Raw genomic sequence first — 16,949 nt, 5'->3', positions numbered from 1 at the left:
GCCTAACTAGAACTTGTAGTTCAGACCTACTGAGACGATGTATTGAGACTCATCGTAGAAGGTAATGTTTGAATCGCTGGTGCCGTAGCCCGCCAGTGAAACAAACGACCAGTTGTCCCAGTTCATGAATTGCTCATATTCATACGCGGCAAACAGGTTGATGTTGTCATCACTGCGTTTCTTATCGTAGATGGAGTTACTTGCATCGTAAGAGCGTTGGTTGTAACCCGCTGTTAGTGCGTACTGGTGACGGCCTATGCCACCAAACAAACTCACTTCACCACCAAACTGGTCGTAAGACTCAGCGTTACCGTCGGCATCTCTGGTTTGATAAATGATCGATGGGATAAGCATCATGGTGCGGCTCAATGGAACGCGGTATTGGCCTTTCAGGTAGAGAGTATTCGCATCTCGTTTGAGTTCTTGTTCTTGAATCTCATCATTGTCGACATCTTTAGTAGCGTAAGCCATATCTAGAGAGAATGCAGAACCTGCGATGCTACTTAATTTCAAACGAAAGGCGTTGCCGGTTTCATCGGTTTTGCTTCGAGCAATACCTTCTGCGTATGGATTCGCCCAAGTCTCACCTGACATGATGGTTGGCAGCAATGACGCGTCGATGGTCATGCCTGACTCTAGTTGGTATTTATAGCCAACCTCCAGTACAACAGTACCGGTTGCCACATCATCACGAGCGGTACCTGTGTACACCTGATGATTTAGCTTTTCACCAAAGGTGTAAGCGACACTGCCTAAAGGTGCGACAAGAAATGAGCTCTCAGATGAGGCTTTCTGTGTATTGGACGAAATGGTGCTATCAGCATCGGTATTAAAGTTTGAGGTGGAAGAGGCAACCCCGGTATTGATAGATATTTCACCACTGAAACCTTGTTCGTCTGCAAGCTTGGCAAAAGCGGGAGAGGCTGCAACGCTCAATGCGAGAAGAGTTATTTTTATTTTCATTCAAGGGCTCCTTGCCCACCGGTTCTTAGGACGGGTTATTAATAGCAGTAAAGCTTTAAATTTCCAGGTTAATTATTTATCAATGATGATTTTTGAACAAGCAAAAAAAAGGAAGCCGAAGCTTCCTTTAATCATTCTCTTATTTCTTTAATAAGAAGTTAACCAGCTCGAAGTACTCATCAAGAGAGTTAATGCCTTGAGCGTCAATCAGGTAGCGGTTGTTAACCACAACCGCTGGTACACCTGACAAGCCGCTATCTTTGAATGCTTTGTCGAAACGACGAACCATAGAATCTACTGCAAAGCCGTTGTATGCCGCATCGAATTTCTTAGCATCAACGCCTTCATCTAGGAAGATTTGACGCAGTTCTGCTTCATCGCGTGGTGGCTTGTTCATGGTGTGGATGCGGTTAAACATCACTGGCACCATTTTATCTTCAACTTTCAGTGCAATCATGGTCGCGTAAGCTTTGCTCATTGGCAGACCCATGTTGCCACCCATGAATGAAACATGGTTCTTCTGTAGCTTAGCGTCTTTAGGTAGCTGTTGTTTTAGCTGCTGGATGATTGGCTCAAAGCTATTACAGTGTGGGCAGTAAAAAGAGAAGAACTCTGTCACCATTGGTTTTTTTGATGCTTCTAGATCGAGAACTTTGTAGTGTTCACCTTCGTTAAATTTCGCAGCGTGAGCTGAAAGGCTCAACATGATCAATGAGAAAAATGCGAATAGCTTTTTCATTTATCCAATCTCCATTATGTTTGAATTTTTATCTAGTTGTATGTTGCGATTGCTGTTACCACTGAGGCATTAACGAAAGTGGTGGCTCTTGCAGGGTAGCAATTTGCTCTTTACAAGCAAGTACTTGTTGCTCCCAATATTTCGGGTCATTAAACCATGGGAAGGCCAAAGGAAACGCCGGATCGTGCCATCGTTTCGCTAACCACGCCATGTAATGCACCATACGTAGACCGCGCAGAGGTTCGATTAGTTTCAGTTGCGCGGTATTAAAATCGCAAAACTCTTGATAACTCTCTAGCAGAATATCCAGTTGCATCATTTTATCTTGGCGTTCGCCGTTAAGCAGCATCCACAGATCTTGAACAGCAGGACCATTACGCGCGTCATCAAGATCGACGAACATTGGCCCGTCGCGCCACAATATATTGCCCGGGTGGCAGTCGCCATGGAGACGAATGTTGTCAATGTTACTTGGCCACTGGCTCTCTAGCTCTTTGATCAGAAGGTCGACGTCATTGAAGAACGCGTTCTCTAGGTGAGTTGGGATAAACTGAGAGTTCTCTAGAATCTTACGTGGCTGATAAAGGTATTCATCTAAGCTGATGGTCGGGCGATGCTGAAATGTTCTTCCAGCACTGGCTTTATGAATACGACCAAGGAAGCGTCCAACGCCTTCCAATTGATCTAGATTGTCGACTTCATATTGTCTGCCACCGACGCTTTCAAACAGTGCAAATAGATAGCCTTGATATTCATGCAAGGTTGCGCCGTTGATTCGCATAGGTGGAGCAACCGGTAACTCTTGTTCGATCAGCTCTAACGCGAAGTCGTGCTCTTCTTGGATCTGTGCGGTGTTCCAACGCTGCGGACGATAAAACTTAACGACGTAGCGTTTACGGTCTTCATCGGTGAATTGATACACCCGGTTTTCGTAGCTGTTGAGAGCGAGAAGCCCGGATTCAGCACGAACTCCAATGCTCTCCAGTGCGTACCACATGAAGTCAGGAGTCAGGTTATCAAAGTTAAAGGCTTGCATCGTCATAGAATAAAAAAGGCTCATTACTGAGCCTTTTTCCATTTATTGGGGTGTTATACCAAGCACTAAGGTGGCTGGTATCAGAGCTTCTTGATAAAGCGGCTTTCGACTTCCATCGTAAACTCTTCATTATCCGAGAGTATAAACTGAATTGTCGAAACTGGTGAGCTCAGTTTTTCTGGATCGACGCCTAAGCTGATAGGAAGGTTTAAAACCTCACCTGGGTCTACGGTAATCGTTTGTTTACCGTACCAGATAGAATCGGGTAGCCCGCTGACATCAAGCTTGTACTCTTGCTCTTGCTGAGTTTTGTTGATTACTTTCAAGTTGTAAGTATTTTCGACAAGCCCTTGGCTATTGATTCTAAATAGCTGGTTTCTATCTCGCAGAACACTTAAGCCTGCAGGATCAACACTCGCTATCTGTGCGAAGAACAAACCCAGCATGACGATCAATATAGCGCCATAACCGAGCAGCTTCGGACGCATCACCTTGGTTGTGTGACCATCGAGCCTGTGTTCGGTGGTGTAGTTGACTAGGCCTTTGTCATAACCCATACGTTCCATGGTGTTGTCGCAGGCATCAATACACGCGCCACAGTTAATACACTCGTATTGTAGGCCGTCACGGATATCGATACCCGTTGGGCACACTTGAACACATAAATTACAGTCAATACAGTCGCCTAGACCAAGTTCTTTTGGATCGGCTTTACGAGAGCGAGGGCCGCGGCTTTCACCTCGTTCAGTGTCGTAACCCACGATGAAGGTATCTTTATCGAACATTGCAGATTGGAAACGCGCGTAAGGACACATGTGCAGACAAACAATAGAACGCATCCATCCCGCATTCGCATAAGTACACCCAGCAAAGAACAATACCCAAAACACCGGCCAGAAAGTCGAGTTAAAGGTAAAGAAGCCAACCACCAGCTCTTTGATTGGGATGAAGTAACCGACAAAGGTTAAGCCCGTCGCAATCGCAATCGCCCACCACACGATGTGCTTGATGGTTTTTCTGAGAATTAAATTGCTTGTCAGTTTGCCCGAGTCTTGTTTTCTTCGCTTGTTGGCAGCACCTTCCAGTTTCTCTTCGAACCAGATGTACATGAAGGTCCAGACGGTTTGTGGGCATAAATAACCACACCAGACTCGCCCTAAGAAGGTGGTTATGAAGAATAAGCCAAACGCAGCAATCATAAATAGGATGGCAAGTAGGGTCAGATCTTGTGGGTATAGCGTGGTGCCAAAGAAGTTGAACTGCTGGCTACCGATATCGAGCAAGATCGCTTGTCGTTCACCAAATGGAATCCATGGGATAAGCGCAAAAAGTAAAAGTAAGAACCAACCGCCGTAACGACGAAGTTGTTGGAATTTACCTTTGCTTTCTCGAACATAGATTCGGTTACTTGGGTTAAATCGATCTCCATTACCTTTATGTGTTTTTGGGTTAAAGGTTTTAGGAGTCACATCTTTGATGTCGATTTTATCCTGACTCATGGACTATCCTTTTTGTGGCTTGTTTGCCCGGTTAAGTCGGGCATGACGACATTACTTGAAAGTATGGTTTAGAGAACCTGTAGAAATTGAGCTTGGTGCATTTGTTGGTATCGCACTCACTCTTATTATTTTAGAAGATTCTTATGGATGGCGATTATAACGACAATCTTGTTCTCATTTCTTTAACGCTATCAACCTTTAACAACAAAAGTCATAACAGTTGTGACGAAAAAATAGCGAACAGAAACAAAAAAGCGACCGAGTGGTCGCTTTTCGAAATTGATTGTTTTATCTATACGGCAATTGAGTTCTAACCAAATAGGCGATTAAAGAAGGCCACGCGCTTTTAGAATTGCCGTTTTGAAATCATCTTCTTGGTCTTTTTTAAGACCTGGGATCATTTCATCTTTTTCGCTGTTACGCATTTTTAGATGGTAGATAAGAACATCGTCAGTCAGCTCTTCTAGCTTGCCTTGGTAGCCTGCTTCGTTTGATAGCTTAATGATGAACTCTAATAGGTTAAGCTCTTGATCTTTCTGCCACTCTGGCTCCATCAGTTCAAGCAGTTCCTCAATGCGGTGACACTTCATACTTTACTTCTCCACAAATTTTATAATGATTTGTGGTTAAGGTATCAAATCGGGTAGGGAATACCAATGTGTAAAGGCATTTCAAGATGGGACCGGGCAAGAAAAAAGCGCAGTAAAAACTGCGCTTTTCGTTAAGCGGCTTTAATTACTTTTGTTGCAGTCGGTGCTAATAAAGCAGTCTTCTGAACGAGAGTCATTGTAGGAGCCAATTTCTTAGCCGTTGGAGCAGCAACAAAGCCACTACGACGACGCATCGCACTACGGTTGGTGTGCGAGAACCTGACAGCTGTTGGGCGCATTAATTTACCTAACGGTCAGGCATATCCATTGCCAATCTAATGGCCTGACTTATCATGAGCTTCGCTTCAATTACTTGAAGAGTCACTCGTCTGGCTTTCGCCAATCCGAAAAATAAATCAGGATAATGATATGCATGCATATCAAGGCTTAGATTATCACTATCTAAGTTATCGATCGACGCCTGAGTGATAATTAAACGATATTAGAGCTAAAATAGTGTGAGCAGTATATTTGAGTTTGAACCTCTTTCAGGCTTAAGATGATGCTTTAAAGGAGGTGCATATGTCGTTCTTAAAGAAAACGTTAGCTAGTTTTGGTATTGGATCTGCCAAAGTGGATTCTGTATTGCAACAGGAAGTGCTTTACCCAGGCAAGAAGGCGAGCATTATTGTGCATGTCTATGGTGGCGCTCAGCCACAAGAAATTGACAACATCGATCTCAACTTGTGCTGTCGTTACGTCAAAGAAGTCACCATGAACTCGCAAAGGCAAGAGGGCGGTCATAAACGCCGAATGCACCAGACGTACTCGTTGGCTAAATGGAGCCTGCCGTATGCCTTTGTGATTCAGCCGGGAGAAACCCGTGACTTTGAATGTGAGTTTGATGTACCGCTGAATACACCAGTCACGATTGGTGATTCAAAGGTGTGGCTGGAAACCGGGTTGGATATTGCGATGGCGATTGACCCATCGGATAAAGACACCTTAACGGTTCGTCCTGATGCACTCCTCGACGGCATCTTTAACGAGCTTGAAGCTCAAGGACTGCGGATACGCCAAGTGGAATGTGAAGCGGTGGATGGCTTTGAACTGCCGTTTGTCCAAGAGTTTGAGTTTGTGCCGACTACTGGCCCTTATCATGGTCGCTGGCGTGAGCTTGAGGTTGTTGCTCATCGTGGTGAGACCGAACTTAAGTTGTGGTTTGAGATAGACCGCAATCGCGATGGTGCCAAAGGTATGTTGGCGAGTTTGCTGGGAATTGGTCAGCTACAGCGCCAATTGAGTGTCCCGCTTGATACCTCACCAGAAGACGCCGGTAAGATGGTGGTCGAGTATTTAGAAAACGCGTCTTAGCTGAATCACACATTTTATAAGTCATTTTGTCATAAAAATTTAAGCTTACACGTGTAAGCTTAATGTGTAATACTGGGTCAATCGAACATTTACTCTAGTAGGATACCCATGTCTGCATCATCAGCCAGCGAATACAGTGACATCGAAGAGCGCGCTAATGCGATAACCCATGGTTTGGGCGTCGTACTTGGCGTAGTGGGCCTGATCCTGTTACTGATTCGTGCGTTTGATTACCAAGCCGACATGCTTACTGTTGCCAGTATGGCGGTGTATGGCAGCAGTATTATTCTGCTCTTTCTTGCGTCCACGTTGTACCACTCGATCACCACTGAGAAAACCAAGCGCTTACTCAAAACGCTCGATCACTGTGCGATTTATTTGCTGATCGCGGGCAGTTACACGCCGTTTCTTTTGGTGGGCTTAAGAACCCCATTAGCGATGGGCTTGATGGCGGTGATCTGGGGGATTGCGCTGGTGGGCATCATCATGAAGATTGCCTTTGTTTACCGATTCAAGCGCTTATCGCTGTTCATTTACTTAGCGATGGGTTGGCTATCTTTGATTGTTGTTTATCAATTAGCGATGAACATCGATATAGGTGGTTTGGTGTTACTGGCGGTTGGCGGGGTGATTTACTCGCTGGGTGTGATTTTCTATGTGGCAAAACGCATCCCTTATAACCATGCCATCTGGCACTTGTTTGTGTTGGCGGGCTGCGCTTGCCATTTCTTCGCTATCTACCTGTTCGTGACACCGGTTTAGCGGGCAACGACTTCGATAATCTCGGCTTTAATCTGATATTCAGGGTGCTCTGCTAGGTCGAGTTCTATCAACTTACCTTCTTCAGCTGTCTTTGGTCGCAGGTAAGTGTCGGCCATTCGTTTGATTGATTTCCAGACTGCGACTTCTTGTTGTGCCAGTAACTCACCTTCTGCGGTAAATACGCTGATGTTAAGTGATACCAAAATGACAGCTTGAGTGCCTTGGTTGGTGATGGCTGTCGGAATGATAAGCTCACCACCTTCATAGCGGCTCGCGCCTAATACGACATCCACTCCTGATTGAGACAGTTGCAAGCTTGGCTTTTTACTATTAACCACAATCGTAGTACCACGCGTACTCGTTGCAACTGGGACAGCGACTACGGGTACTGCTGCGACTGACGCCGTCGCTACCGCTGAAGTTATCTCTGTCGTTGTTGTTTCTTCTGTTTTCTTTTCTGCCATATACTGCCAAGTAAAATCGTCTTTTAGTAACACTTGCTTGCCATCAGGCAATGTGACCATTTGATCAGCAAAGGCAGAACTTACGAATACTGAGTTTGCGAGCAATACGCCAGCGAGAAGTACGTATGATTTCATCTGTGTTTCCTTGATTTTTTTGCTTGGTTAGCGTCGCCAAAAGGCTGGGAAAAATAGAACAATGAGCGTCAGTATCTCGAGTCGTCCCATTAGCATTCCTAAACTTAGCAACCATTTAGCGGCGTCTGGCAGTGGAGCAAAGTTCCCGGTTGGACCGATCACACTACCCATGCCTGGGCCCACGTTGGCAACGGCTGTGATAGCGCCAGATATACTGGTTACAGGATCAAGCCCCATCGCGCTCAAGCCGCCTGCAATTAAGATAATCGTGATAAAGAACATCAAACCAAATGCCACGAGTGAACGCACAATATCGTCATTCACAGGTCGCTGATTGTAACGTTGAACAAACACGCCTGATGGGTGAATTAGCTTCATCATTTGTTTGTGGAGCATGGTCATCGCAATCTGGAAACGGAAGATTTTAATACCGCCAGAGGTTGAACCCGAGCAAGCGCCCGCCATCATTAGGAATGCAAACAAGGTGGTTGGCAGTGCACCCCAGGCGGTGAAGTCTTCTAAGCCAAAACCAGTTGTGGTGACGACTGACACAATGTTGAACATCGAAACACGCATCGCATCCATAACAGTGTAGCCATCTCTAACCACCAACCATGTTGATATTACGGCGCTGGTGAACAAGAACAGGTACGTGAAACCTCTTACTTGCGCGTCTTTGTAGAGGATCGAGAGTTTTCGGCCTCGCAGTGCGCTAACAAACAGTAAGAACGGCAGTCCACCAAGGAACATGAACAGTGTTCCCACCCAGTGAGCACTGTTAGAGAAGTGGTTCATCGAGCCATCTGAGGTTGAGTAACCCCCCGTCGACAGTGTTGTGAACGCATGATTGATCGCGTCAAAGATGCCCATGCCTGCAAGCAAATAGCTAATGATGCATAAACCAGTCAGAACCAGATAAACCGCTACGATGTTCTTCGCGACGGTTTTTGCTCGTGGGCTGCTTTTATCTGACCAATCGGATGATTCGGTTTGGAACAGGCGCATACCACCAACGTTGAGCATTGGTAGAACTGCTACCGCCATAACGATAAAGCCGATGCCGCCTAACCATTGCAGTATAGAACGCCACAACAGAATGCTTGGTGCCATGCTGTCTAAGCCGCTTAATACGGTTGAGCCTGTCGTGGTGATACCTGACATGGTTTCGAAGTAGGCGTCCGTAAAGCTGATGTGGTTAATGAAGACAAAGGGCAGGGCGGCAAAGGCGCTGGCAATTGTCCAAACCAAAGAGGTGATAAGGAACATGTCCCGCACCCCAAGTCGGAACTTAGCGGAGCGGCCCAAGCTCAAGCAGATGAACGCCACAATGTGCGTGATCACTACCGATTGACCAAACTCGAGGAAGCCACCGGTGCCAGTAAAAAAGGCAACCAATGTGGGGATGTACATGAAAAGGGCGAGTTTTGATAACACTAACCCTATCACTAATAATATCGGACGAAAGTTGACCATAGCTTAATAGACCATAGCTTTAATTGATTACAGCTTTGTGCCGGAGCGCCGTTCTCACAAAAGAAAGTTGCGAGAAGAAGCTCACGAGAACAAGGCTATAAGAAGAACGGGCTCGGTTGGAATAGAGACTCAACATCCGGTACGTATTTCTTGTCCACTAGGAACATCACTACGTGGTCATCCTGTTCGATTACGGTTCTATCGTGCGCGATAAGCACCTCTTCTCCGCGAACAATCGCACCAATAGTGGTGCCCGGTGGCAGTTTGATGTCGCCAATAGCTCGGCCAACGACTTTAGATGTGGTCTCGTCACCGTGAGCAATGGCTTCAATCGCCTCAGCAGCACCGCGACGTAGAGAGGATACGTTAACAATATCAGCACGACGAACGTGAGTAAGCAGCGCAGAAATCGTCGCTTGCTGTGGAGATATCGCAATATCAATCACGCCACCCTGAACAAGGTCGACATAAGCGCCACGCTGAATCAGCACCATTACTTTCTTGGCACCCATTCGCTTCGCCAGCATCGCTGACATGATGTTGGTTTCATCTTCATTGGTTAGAGCGATGAACACATCCACCTGATCGATATTCTCTTCGGTCAGCAGTTCTTGGTCGGCTGCGTCACCACAGAATACGATGGTGTTTTCTAATTCTTCAGATAGCTTCTCGGCGCGAGTGTAGCTGCGCTCGATAAGTTTAATGCTATAGCTTTGCTCAAGGCGTTTTGCCAAGCTTGCACCAATGTTACCACCGCCAACAATCATGATGCGACGATACGGCTTCTCTAAGCGCTGAAGCTCACTCATCACTGAGCGGATATGGTTACTCGCAGCCACAAAGAAAACCTCATCATCGGCTTCAATGATGGTAGTGCCTTGTGGGCGAATAGGGCGACCTTGACGGAAGATAGCGGCAACACGAGTATCAATGTGCGGCATGTGCTCACGCAAAGCAGACAGTGCGTTACCGACCAGTGGGCCACCGTAGTAGGCTTTTACCGCGACTAGGCTAACCTTCTGTTCAGCAAAGCTCACAACCTGCAATGCACCAGGGTATTGAATCAGGCGCTCGATGTAGCTGGTGACGAGTTCTTCTGGGGCAATTAAATGATCAACCGGAATCGCCCCTGATTTGAAGAGTGCTTCTTTCTCTTCTAGGTATTGAGGAGAACGAATACGAGCAATACGGTTTGGCGTGTTAAACAGAGAGAAGGCAACCTGACATGCGGCCATGTTGGTTTCATCCATGTTGGTTACGGCAACCAACATGTCGGCATCTTGCGCGCCCGCTTCACGTAGTGTGTTCGGGTGGCTGGCATAACCGTTTACAACCCTAAGGTCGTATTTGTCCTGAAGTTCACGAAGTCGGTCGGCATTACGGTCGACGATCGTGATGTCATTGTTTTCACCTACTAGGTTTTCAGCAAGGGTACCGCCAACTTGTCCAGCACCTAGAATAATGATCTTCATAGCCTTTCTCTTATTTTTGCCGTTGTAATTCTAGTGATCTCATTTTGCTTTGATAATGCACTAGAAAGAAACAGCGGCTAAGAAATAAATTCTTAGCCGCTGTTAGTTGTTATGCCTGTTTTACTAGAACTGCGTAGTAGAAGCCATCCATATCTTCTTCACCAGGCAGTATTTGACGACCCGGTTTTTCGATATCAGACCCAACCAGCGTTGCGTTCTCGGTACGCTCTAAGAAGGCTTTCACTTGCAGCACGTTTTCTTGCGGCGTGATAGAACATGTCGCATAAACCATGGTGCCGCCTTCTTTTAGCTGGCGCCACATTGCATCCAAGATCTCACTTTGCAGCTCTGCTAGTGCATCAATATCAGATGCACGGCGTAGCCACTTAATGTCAGGGTGACGGCGGATTACACCCGTCGCTGAACATGGAGCATCAAGTAGGATGCGGTCAAACTGACTGCCCGTCCACCACTCTTCAGGGTAGCGAGCATCACCACAGATTACGTCGGCACGTAGTTGTAGGCGTTCAAGGTTATCGTAAACGCGGTCTAGGCGTTTAATATCACTGTCGATTGCAACCACTTCAGTGTCTTGAGTATGTTCAAGAATGTGTGCAGTTTTACCACCAGGTGCTGCGCAGCAATCTAGAATTAGCTCACCATCTTTTGGTGTTAGGAAATCAACGGAAAGCTGAGCTGCAGCATCTTGCACCGATACCCAGCCTCTGTCGAAGCCAGGAAGCAAAGTAACGTCACAAGGTGAGGCTAATTTTATGGCATCAGCTGCTTCAGGGTGCAGTGTGTATTCAATGTTTTCGTTTTTAAGCAGTTCAACATACTCGTCACGAGTGTGGTGTTGGCGGTTTACGCGCAGCCACATTGGTGCCTTGTTATTGTTTGCTTCAACCAATTGCTCCCACTGATCTGGGTAGCTCTCTTGAAGCATTTTTAGAATCCAGCTTGGATGGCTGTATTTGCCAGCATTGTGGCTAACGGCTTTCTCGTCTAGTTCTTCTTGATCGCGCAGATAGCTGCGAAGTACGGCATTGATCAAACCACTGAGGCTTGGGCCACGCAGTGTTTTGGTTGCTTCAACTGTTTCAGCAACGGCGGCATGCGAAGGAATTCGCATAAAGCCCAACTGATAAATGCCTACTAGGATCAGGTGATGGAAGACGCGCTTTTTACCTTTAAGCGAGTTTTCCATCAGTTCGTTAGCGATTGACTCTAAGCGAGGCAGGTAACGAAGTGCGCCGTAGCAAATCTCTTGCAGTAGAGCATGGTCTCGCGGACGGATCGTTTTTTGAGCCGCAGGGAGAGCGTGTGAAAGAGAGTGGCCTTTATCGACAACTTGGAATAGGACATTTGCAGCAGCAGCGCGAACATTCATGAGGGGTACCGAATATTTATTTGAATACATGAGGGCATCTCTGCCCTCGTAAAGGTTTTCTAAACTGTGTTTTTACAAGCTACACATTTTTAAGTGCATATTGAGTAGCTTTAAAGCGGTTAAGAAAGTTGAGTACCAACTTCAAACCAGCTTGCACGTGAGTTCAAGATGTCTTGAACTGACATGGCTTTTTTACCTGGAACTTGCAGTTGTTCCAAAACCAGTACTTTGTCGCCAGTCGCAACATAAATACCCGTTTTATCTGCTTTGATGATTGAACCAGCTGGCGCAGACGTTGATTCTTGATCAACACGTGTCTGCCAAACTTTAATGCTTTTTTCATCATTCGAGCTGCTATCAACAACCGCAAAGTGGCTCATTGGCCATGGGTTGAAAGCGCGCACACAACGTTCGATGTGTTCTGCACTGTCATTCCAGTCAATCTTCGCTTCGTCTTTGCTCAGCTTCTTCGCGTAGTTAGCAAGTTCGTCGTCTTGCTTCTCAGCAACGGCTTTACCAGAAGCGATGTCAGCTAAACACTCAACAAGCGCATCAGGACCAAGGCCTGCCAACTTCTCGTACATTGACGCGCTGGTGTCTGTTGCTTCGATTGGTAGCGTCGCGATACTTAACATATCACCGGTATCTAGGCCGATATCCATCTGCATGATCGTTACGCCAGTCTCTTTATCGCCCGCCCAGATAGAGCGTTGGATCGGAGCAGCACCACGCCAGCGTGGCAGGATTGAACCATGCACGTTGATACAACCCAAGCGAGGCGTATCTAATACAGCTTGTGGAAGAAGCAAGCCGTAAGCGACAACAACCATGATGTCAGCATTCAAATCTGCTAGCTCTTGCTTAGCTTCATCTGACTTGAAGTTTTCTGGTTGGTAAACCGGAATATTGTTTTCAAGTGCGATGTTTTTTACTGGGCTCGCAGTCAGTTTTTTACCGCGGCCTGCTGGACGATCTGGCTGTGTGTAAACAGCAATAACTTCATGCTCCGAAGACAACAACGCCGCCAAATGACGGGCGGCGAAATCCGGAGTACCTGCGAAGACAATTCTTAAAGATTGACTCAAGGTAGACTTCCTTCTTAATTTAGTAATAGCAGCGGTTATTAACCTTGTTTCTCGTTGAAACGTTTAATCTTCGCTAGCTTATCTTGAATACGTTTGCGCTTTAGTGGCGATAGGTAATCAACAAACAACTTGCCTTCTAGGTGGTCAAGTTCGTGCTGAACACAGATAGCCAGAAGGTCGTCAGCGTCGAATGTGAATTCGTTGCCTTCACGGTCTAATGCTTTAACCGTTACTTCTGCAGCGCGAGGGACTAGAGCTCGAGCGCCTGGTACAGATAGACAGCCTTCTTCGATACCATCTTCGCCACGTTTGTCGGTAATTTCAGGGTTGATCAGAACCATAGGCTCGTCACGTGTTTCTGAAATGTCGATAACAACGATGCGCTGGTGGAAATCTACTTGCGTTGCCGCAAGGCCGATACCTTCTTCGTCGTACATGGTTTCAATCATGTCATCAACGAACTTTTGAATCTCTGGGGTAACTTCTTTTACCGGTTTCGCCACGGTACGTAGACGATCATCTGGTAATGTTAATACTTGTAATACAGACATATACACTCGAAATATTGAACTGTGCCGAAACAGCTTAAACCTTGTTGGCTCAATTCTAGACATTTTAGAGGTCAAATGACAGCATCCTGAAGTTAATTCTCTAATCAGATGTCATATATTCAGACCAAGGAACCTAGGTCATGCGTCATTTTTCTCCCACTTTTTCTCTTATTTGTGCCTCGCTTTCGTTCGCCGTTATGGCTGAAAATAGTGAGCAACCTTTAACCATTAAACAAGGCGCACCCGAGGCGTATGTGGTGGTTAAGGGGGATACCTTATGGGATATTTCCGCGATGTATCTCGATAGCCCTTGGTTGTGGCCAAGGCTATGGCAGGTAAACCCTGAAATAGAAAACCCTCACCTTATTTACCCTGGAGATAAATTGTCTCTAGTTTGGATTAATGGCGAGCCTGTGTTGAGCCTCAAACCCGTAATAAAGCTAAGCCCTAAGATTCGTGTATCAGAGAAGAAAGCAGTACCTACCGTGAATGAGGGGCTTGTTCTACCGTATCTACAATCTGACCGCTTGGTTGAGCAGCAAGATATCCAGTCAGCGCAACGAGTGTTAGGGACCAGTGATGGCAAACGCTTCTTATCGGGTGAAGACCGATTGTTTATTTCGGGAAACCAGCAGCATCAAAAATGGGGTATCTACCGTGCCGTCGAGACTTATCAAAGGCAACAACCTCAAGCGAGTATTACCTCTTTGCGTTTGGTCGCCACGGCGCGCTTGAAAGAGGTGGATGCTGAGTTCAGTAGTTTACAGATAGAGACTCAACTGCAAGAGGTGTTACTTAATGACCTCGTGTTACCTGAACTTGGCGTTGATCAGGTGAAGCTCTCAACCACATTTTATCCAGCGCCTAGTGCTGCGGGGCAGTTTGCTAATATCTTGGGTTCATTAGATGGCAGCCAATACAGTGCAAAGAATCAAGTGATCGTTATTAATAAAGGCTCACAGGACAATCTTCGCCAAGGCTCTATGTTTACGCTCAGTGAAAGCGGCGCTGTGGTGTTTGGTAAGCAAGGTGAATACAGCTACAAAGAGTCTGCGGCGAGCGATAAGGTGCAGCTGCCAAGTACCTCACTTGGTAGTTTGATGGTCATTCGTCCTTATGAGTATTTTAGCTTGGCCTTGATCACTCAGAGCTCTAAGCCTGTAAGTAATGACATTTTGGCGGTATCGCCTTTGGACCTTGCTTTGACGGAAGAGCTTAAGGGCACCGAGTGAATGAGCAACAACTGAGCGCTTGGCTAACTCTAAGTTTTGTACCGCAATTGGGTGGCAAGCGACTTTCTCGACTGCTGAGCATTGATTCTCCTTTTAATATTGTTGGCTACTCAAGCCAGCAACTGCAAGCGATTGGCTTGTCAGCTAAGCAAATCTCCTATTTAAGAGAGCAAGCCCCAAGAGAAGTGGAGGCTTGCCTAGAGTGGCAAGCAAGACAACCCAACCATCACATCATTACCCCGAATTGCTCGCATTATCCCAAACTGCTGAATGAGACCGCCTCCGCGCCAAGCGTGCTTTTCGTTAAAGGTCACGTTGAAAAACTGATTGAGCCTCAAATCGCTATGGTCGGCAGTCGTAATGCCAGTCTCGAAGGGTTGCAAACCGCGAAGTCCTTCGCCAAAGAGTTCGTCCAAAACGGTTTGATTGTCACCAGTGGCTTAGCGCTCGGTATCGATGGCTATGCTCATGATGGTGCTCTAGATAAAGGAGGGGAAACTTTTGCTGTATTGGGTTCTGGATTGGATTCCATTTATCCTGCGCGACACAGAAATTTAGCCGATAGGATCTGTGAAAATGGTGCGTTGATTTCAGAGTTTCGCCCAAGTGCCAAACCACGACCTGAACATTTCCCTCGCCGTAACCGTATTATAAGTGGGTTATCGCTCGGAACCTTGGTGGTTGAAGCGGCTGAGAAGAGTGGTTCTTTGATTACAGCTCGCTATGCCATGGAGCAAGGCCGAGAGGTGTTTGCGCTTCCTGGCTCTATTCATAACCCAACCAGTCGAGGAGGTAATAGCTTAATCAAAGCTGGAGCATGCTTGGTACAGAGTGCACAAGATGTTCTGATTGAAATAAAGAGTCTGTTAGACTGGTCTATCGATCAGCAACCCAGCTTGTTCGAACCTACGCCCAGTATGGGGGAAAATGAACAATTGCCATTTCCACAGCTGTTAGCTAACGTAGGGTTAGAGGCGACACCCGTTGATATTTTGGCACAGAGAACCCATATACCTGTGCATGAGGTCATGATGCAGCTTTTAGAGCTTGAGCTCTCAGGGCATGTTGTTGCAGTTTCCGGTGGCTATATTCGAAAGGGGAGAGGCTAAGCTATGATGATGGACATACTGATGTACTTGTTTGAAACCTACATCCATAGCGATTCTGAATTGCAGGTGGATCAAGATGAGCTGGAAGATGAGCTTCTTCGAGCAGGGTTTCACCAAGATGATATTTATAAGGCCCTCCATTGGTTAGAAGATCTTGCGGCATTGCAAGATACTGAGAATCAAGCGGCGATTACTATGTGTTCCAATACCTCGATGCGTATTTATACCAGTCGAGAGATTTCACGTATTAATATGGAGTGCCGAGGTTTCTTATTGTTCCTTGAACAGATCAATGTACTCACGACAGAGATTCGTGAAATGGTGATTGATCGTGTGATGGGGCTTGAGACGAGCGAATTTGAATTGGATGATCTGAAATGGATTATCTTAATGGTGCTATTTAATGTGCCGGGTAATGAAAGTGCTTACACGCAAATGGAAGAGCTGTTGTACACCAAAGAGCAAGGTATCTTGCATTAATACAGGCTTGTCATGAGTAGTAAGATTGATAATCAGCTTTTTTCAGCACATGAACATGCATTAGAGCATGAACCATGTCCACAGTGTGGTGGAGAGCTTCAGCTTCGCCATGGTAAGCACGGCCCATTTTTAGGCTGTAAGCAGTATCCTAGCTGTGATTACATCAAGCCTCTGCATCAGAACGATGGCCACGTAGTGAAAGAGCTGGGTGTACCGTGCCCTAAATGCCAAAACGAATTGGTATTAAGGCAAGGTCGCTTTGGTATGTTCATTGGTTGTAGCAGCTACCCAACGTGTAATCACATCGAATCTTTGGACCAACCAAAAGAACAACCTGAAGAGCAGCCACTTGTTGCTTGTCCTGAGTGTGGCAGAGGCCATTTGGTTGAGCGTAAATCTCGCTATGGCAAAACCTTCTATGCGTGTGATAACTACCCTAAGTGTAAGTTCGCCGTTAATCAGCCACCTGTTATAGGTCGTTGTGAACAGTGCCAATTCCCGCTGCTACTGGAGAAGAAAACGGCCAGTGGTACTAAGAAGCAATGTGCTGATCGCAAGTGTCATCACATTCAATCTCAATAACCTGATGTTATAG

The 16,949-nt window shown here is 46.3% G+C and carries 18 protein-coding genes; 6 read left to right on the top strand and 12 right to left on the bottom strand.

The window, feature by feature from the left end:
- Nucleotides 1–6: 6 nt before the first annotated feature.
- From AACU28_RS23335 to AACU28_RS23310, 6 genes are all read right to left on the bottom strand, one after another.
- Nucleotides 7–963 carry a DUF2860 domain-containing protein gene (locus AACU28_RS23335; protein WP_102445143.1) on the bottom strand — a complete coding sequence of 319 codons (957 nt, stop codon included), beginning with the start codon at nt 961–963 and terminating at the stop codon, nt 7–9.
- A gap of 139 nt (nt 964–1,102) precedes the next feature.
- On the bottom strand, nt 1,103–1,702 hold the full coding sequence (locus AACU28_RS23330; protein WP_004735755.1) for a thiol:disulfide interchange protein DsbA/DsbL: 600 nt from the start codon (nt 1,700–1,702) through the stop codon (nt 1,103–1,105).
- Nucleotides 1,703–1,757: 55 nt separating this feature from the next.
- Complete coding sequence (locus tag AACU28_RS23325) at nt 1,758–2,744, bottom strand: serine/threonine protein kinase (protein WP_004735756.1); 987 nt, start codon at nt 2,742–2,744, stop codon at nt 1,758–1,760.
- A 74-nt stretch (nt 2,745–2,818) separates the two neighbouring features.
- On the bottom strand, nt 2,819–4,237 hold the full coding sequence (gene ccoG, locus AACU28_RS23320) for a cytochrome c oxidase accessory protein CcoG (RefSeq protein WP_121603649.1): 1,419 nt from the start codon (nt 4,235–4,237) through the stop codon (nt 2,819–2,821).
- 326 nt (nt 4,238–4,563) lie between these two features.
- Nucleotides 4,564–4,827, bottom strand: a complete 264-nt coding sequence (locus AACU28_RS23315) for a YihD family protein (RefSeq protein WP_004735759.1) — start codon at nt 4,825–4,827, stop codon at nt 4,564–4,566.
- 131 nt (nt 4,828–4,958) lie between these two features.
- A complete protein-coding gene (locus AACU28_RS23310; protein ID WP_004735761.1) occupies nt 4,959–5,126 on the bottom strand; it encodes a hypothetical protein in 168 nt (55 codons plus the stop codon).
- A gap of 283 nt (nt 5,127–5,409) precedes the next feature.
- On the opposite strand from AACU28_RS23310, the gene AACU28_RS23305 reads away from it, so the two are divergent.
- Nucleotides 5,410–6,201 (top strand): sporulation protein, encoded by a 792-nt coding sequence (locus tag AACU28_RS23305; protein WP_029222403.1) that lies wholly within the window; start codon nt 5,410–5,412, stop codon nt 6,199–6,201.
- A gap of 108 nt (nt 6,202–6,309) precedes the next feature.
- Nucleotides 6,310–6,963, top strand: a complete 654-nt coding sequence (gene trhA / locus AACU28_RS23300) for a PAQR family membrane homeostasis protein TrhA (protein ID WP_004735763.1) — start codon at nt 6,310–6,312, stop codon at nt 6,961–6,963.
- Here trhA and AACU28_RS23295 read toward each other — a convergent pair.
- From AACU28_RS23295 to def, 6 genes are all read right to left on the bottom strand, one after another.
- On the bottom strand, nt 6,960–7,562 hold the full coding sequence (locus AACU28_RS23295; RefSeq protein ID WP_004735764.1) for a DUF3157 family protein: 603 nt from the start codon (nt 7,560–7,562) through the stop codon (nt 6,960–6,962). The genes trhA and AACU28_RS23295 overlap by 4 nt on opposite strands.
- Nucleotides 7,563–7,589: 27 nt before the next feature.
- Entirely contained in the window at nt 7,590–9,035 is a 1,446-nt protein-coding gene (locus AACU28_RS23290) for a TrkH family potassium uptake protein (protein WP_004735765.1), read from the bottom strand.
- A gap of 95 nt (nt 9,036–9,130) precedes the next feature.
- The gene (gene trkA, locus AACU28_RS23285) at nt 9,131–10,507 is read right to left on the bottom strand and encodes a Trk system potassium transporter TrkA (RefSeq protein WP_004735766.1); all 1,377 of its coding nucleotides are present in this window, start codon (nt 10,505–10,507) and stop codon (nt 9,131–9,133) included.
- A gap of 109 nt (nt 10,508–10,616) precedes the next feature.
- Entirely contained in the window at nt 10,617–11,897 is a 1,281-nt protein-coding gene (rsmB, locus tag AACU28_RS23280; RefSeq protein ID WP_017077320.1) for a 16S rRNA (cytosine(967)-C(5))-methyltransferase RsmB, read from the bottom strand.
- A gap of 119 nt (nt 11,898–12,016) precedes the next feature.
- Nucleotides 12,017–12,982, bottom strand: a complete 966-nt coding sequence (gene fmt, locus AACU28_RS23275; RefSeq protein WP_121603648.1) for a methionyl-tRNA formyltransferase — start codon at nt 12,980–12,982, stop codon at nt 12,017–12,019.
- Between the two features lie 38 nt (nt 12,983–13,020).
- Nucleotides 13,021–13,533, bottom strand: a complete 513-nt coding sequence (def, locus tag AACU28_RS23270; RefSeq protein ID WP_004735769.1) for a peptide deformylase — start codon at nt 13,531–13,533, stop codon at nt 13,021–13,023.
- A 140-nt stretch (nt 13,534–13,673) separates the two neighbouring features.
- Here def and AACU28_RS23265 point away from each other — a divergent pair, with 140 nt between their 5' ends.
- The 4 genes from AACU28_RS23265 to AACU28_RS23250 are packed head-to-tail and all read left to right on the top strand — an operon-like array spanning nt 13,674 to nt 16,936.
- Entirely contained in the window at nt 13,674–14,765 is a 1,092-nt protein-coding gene (locus tag AACU28_RS23265; protein WP_121603647.1) for a LysM peptidoglycan-binding domain-containing protein, read from the top strand.
- On the top strand, nt 14,762–15,874 hold the full coding sequence (gene dprA, locus AACU28_RS23260) for a DNA-processing protein DprA (protein ID WP_121603646.1): 1,113 nt from the start codon (nt 14,762–14,764) through the stop codon (nt 15,872–15,874). The genes AACU28_RS23265 and dprA overlap by 4 nt, the downstream gene beginning before the upstream one ends.
- 3 nt (nt 15,875–15,877) lie before the next feature.
- Nucleotides 15,878–16,354 carry a DUF494 family protein gene (locus AACU28_RS23255; protein ID WP_004735774.1) on the top strand — a complete coding sequence of 159 codons (477 nt, stop codon included), beginning with the start codon at nt 15,878–15,880 and terminating at the stop codon, nt 16,352–16,354.
- Between the two features lie 12 nt (nt 16,355–16,366).
- Nucleotides 16,367–16,936 (top strand): DNA topoisomerase family protein, encoded by a 570-nt coding sequence (locus AACU28_RS23250; protein WP_017080840.1) that lies wholly within the window; start codon nt 16,367–16,369, stop codon nt 16,934–16,936.
- Nucleotides 16,937–16,949: the final 13 nt, after the last annotated feature.

This window comes from Vibrio sp. SBT000027, assembly GCF_963894355.1.
Classification (GTDB): domain Bacteria; phylum Pseudomonadota; class Gammaproteobacteria; order Enterobacterales; family Vibrionaceae; genus Vibrio; species Vibrio splendidus.
The sequence above is the reverse complement of the archived record's forward strand: the minus strand, read 5'-3'. Positions and strand labels throughout refer to the sequence as shown.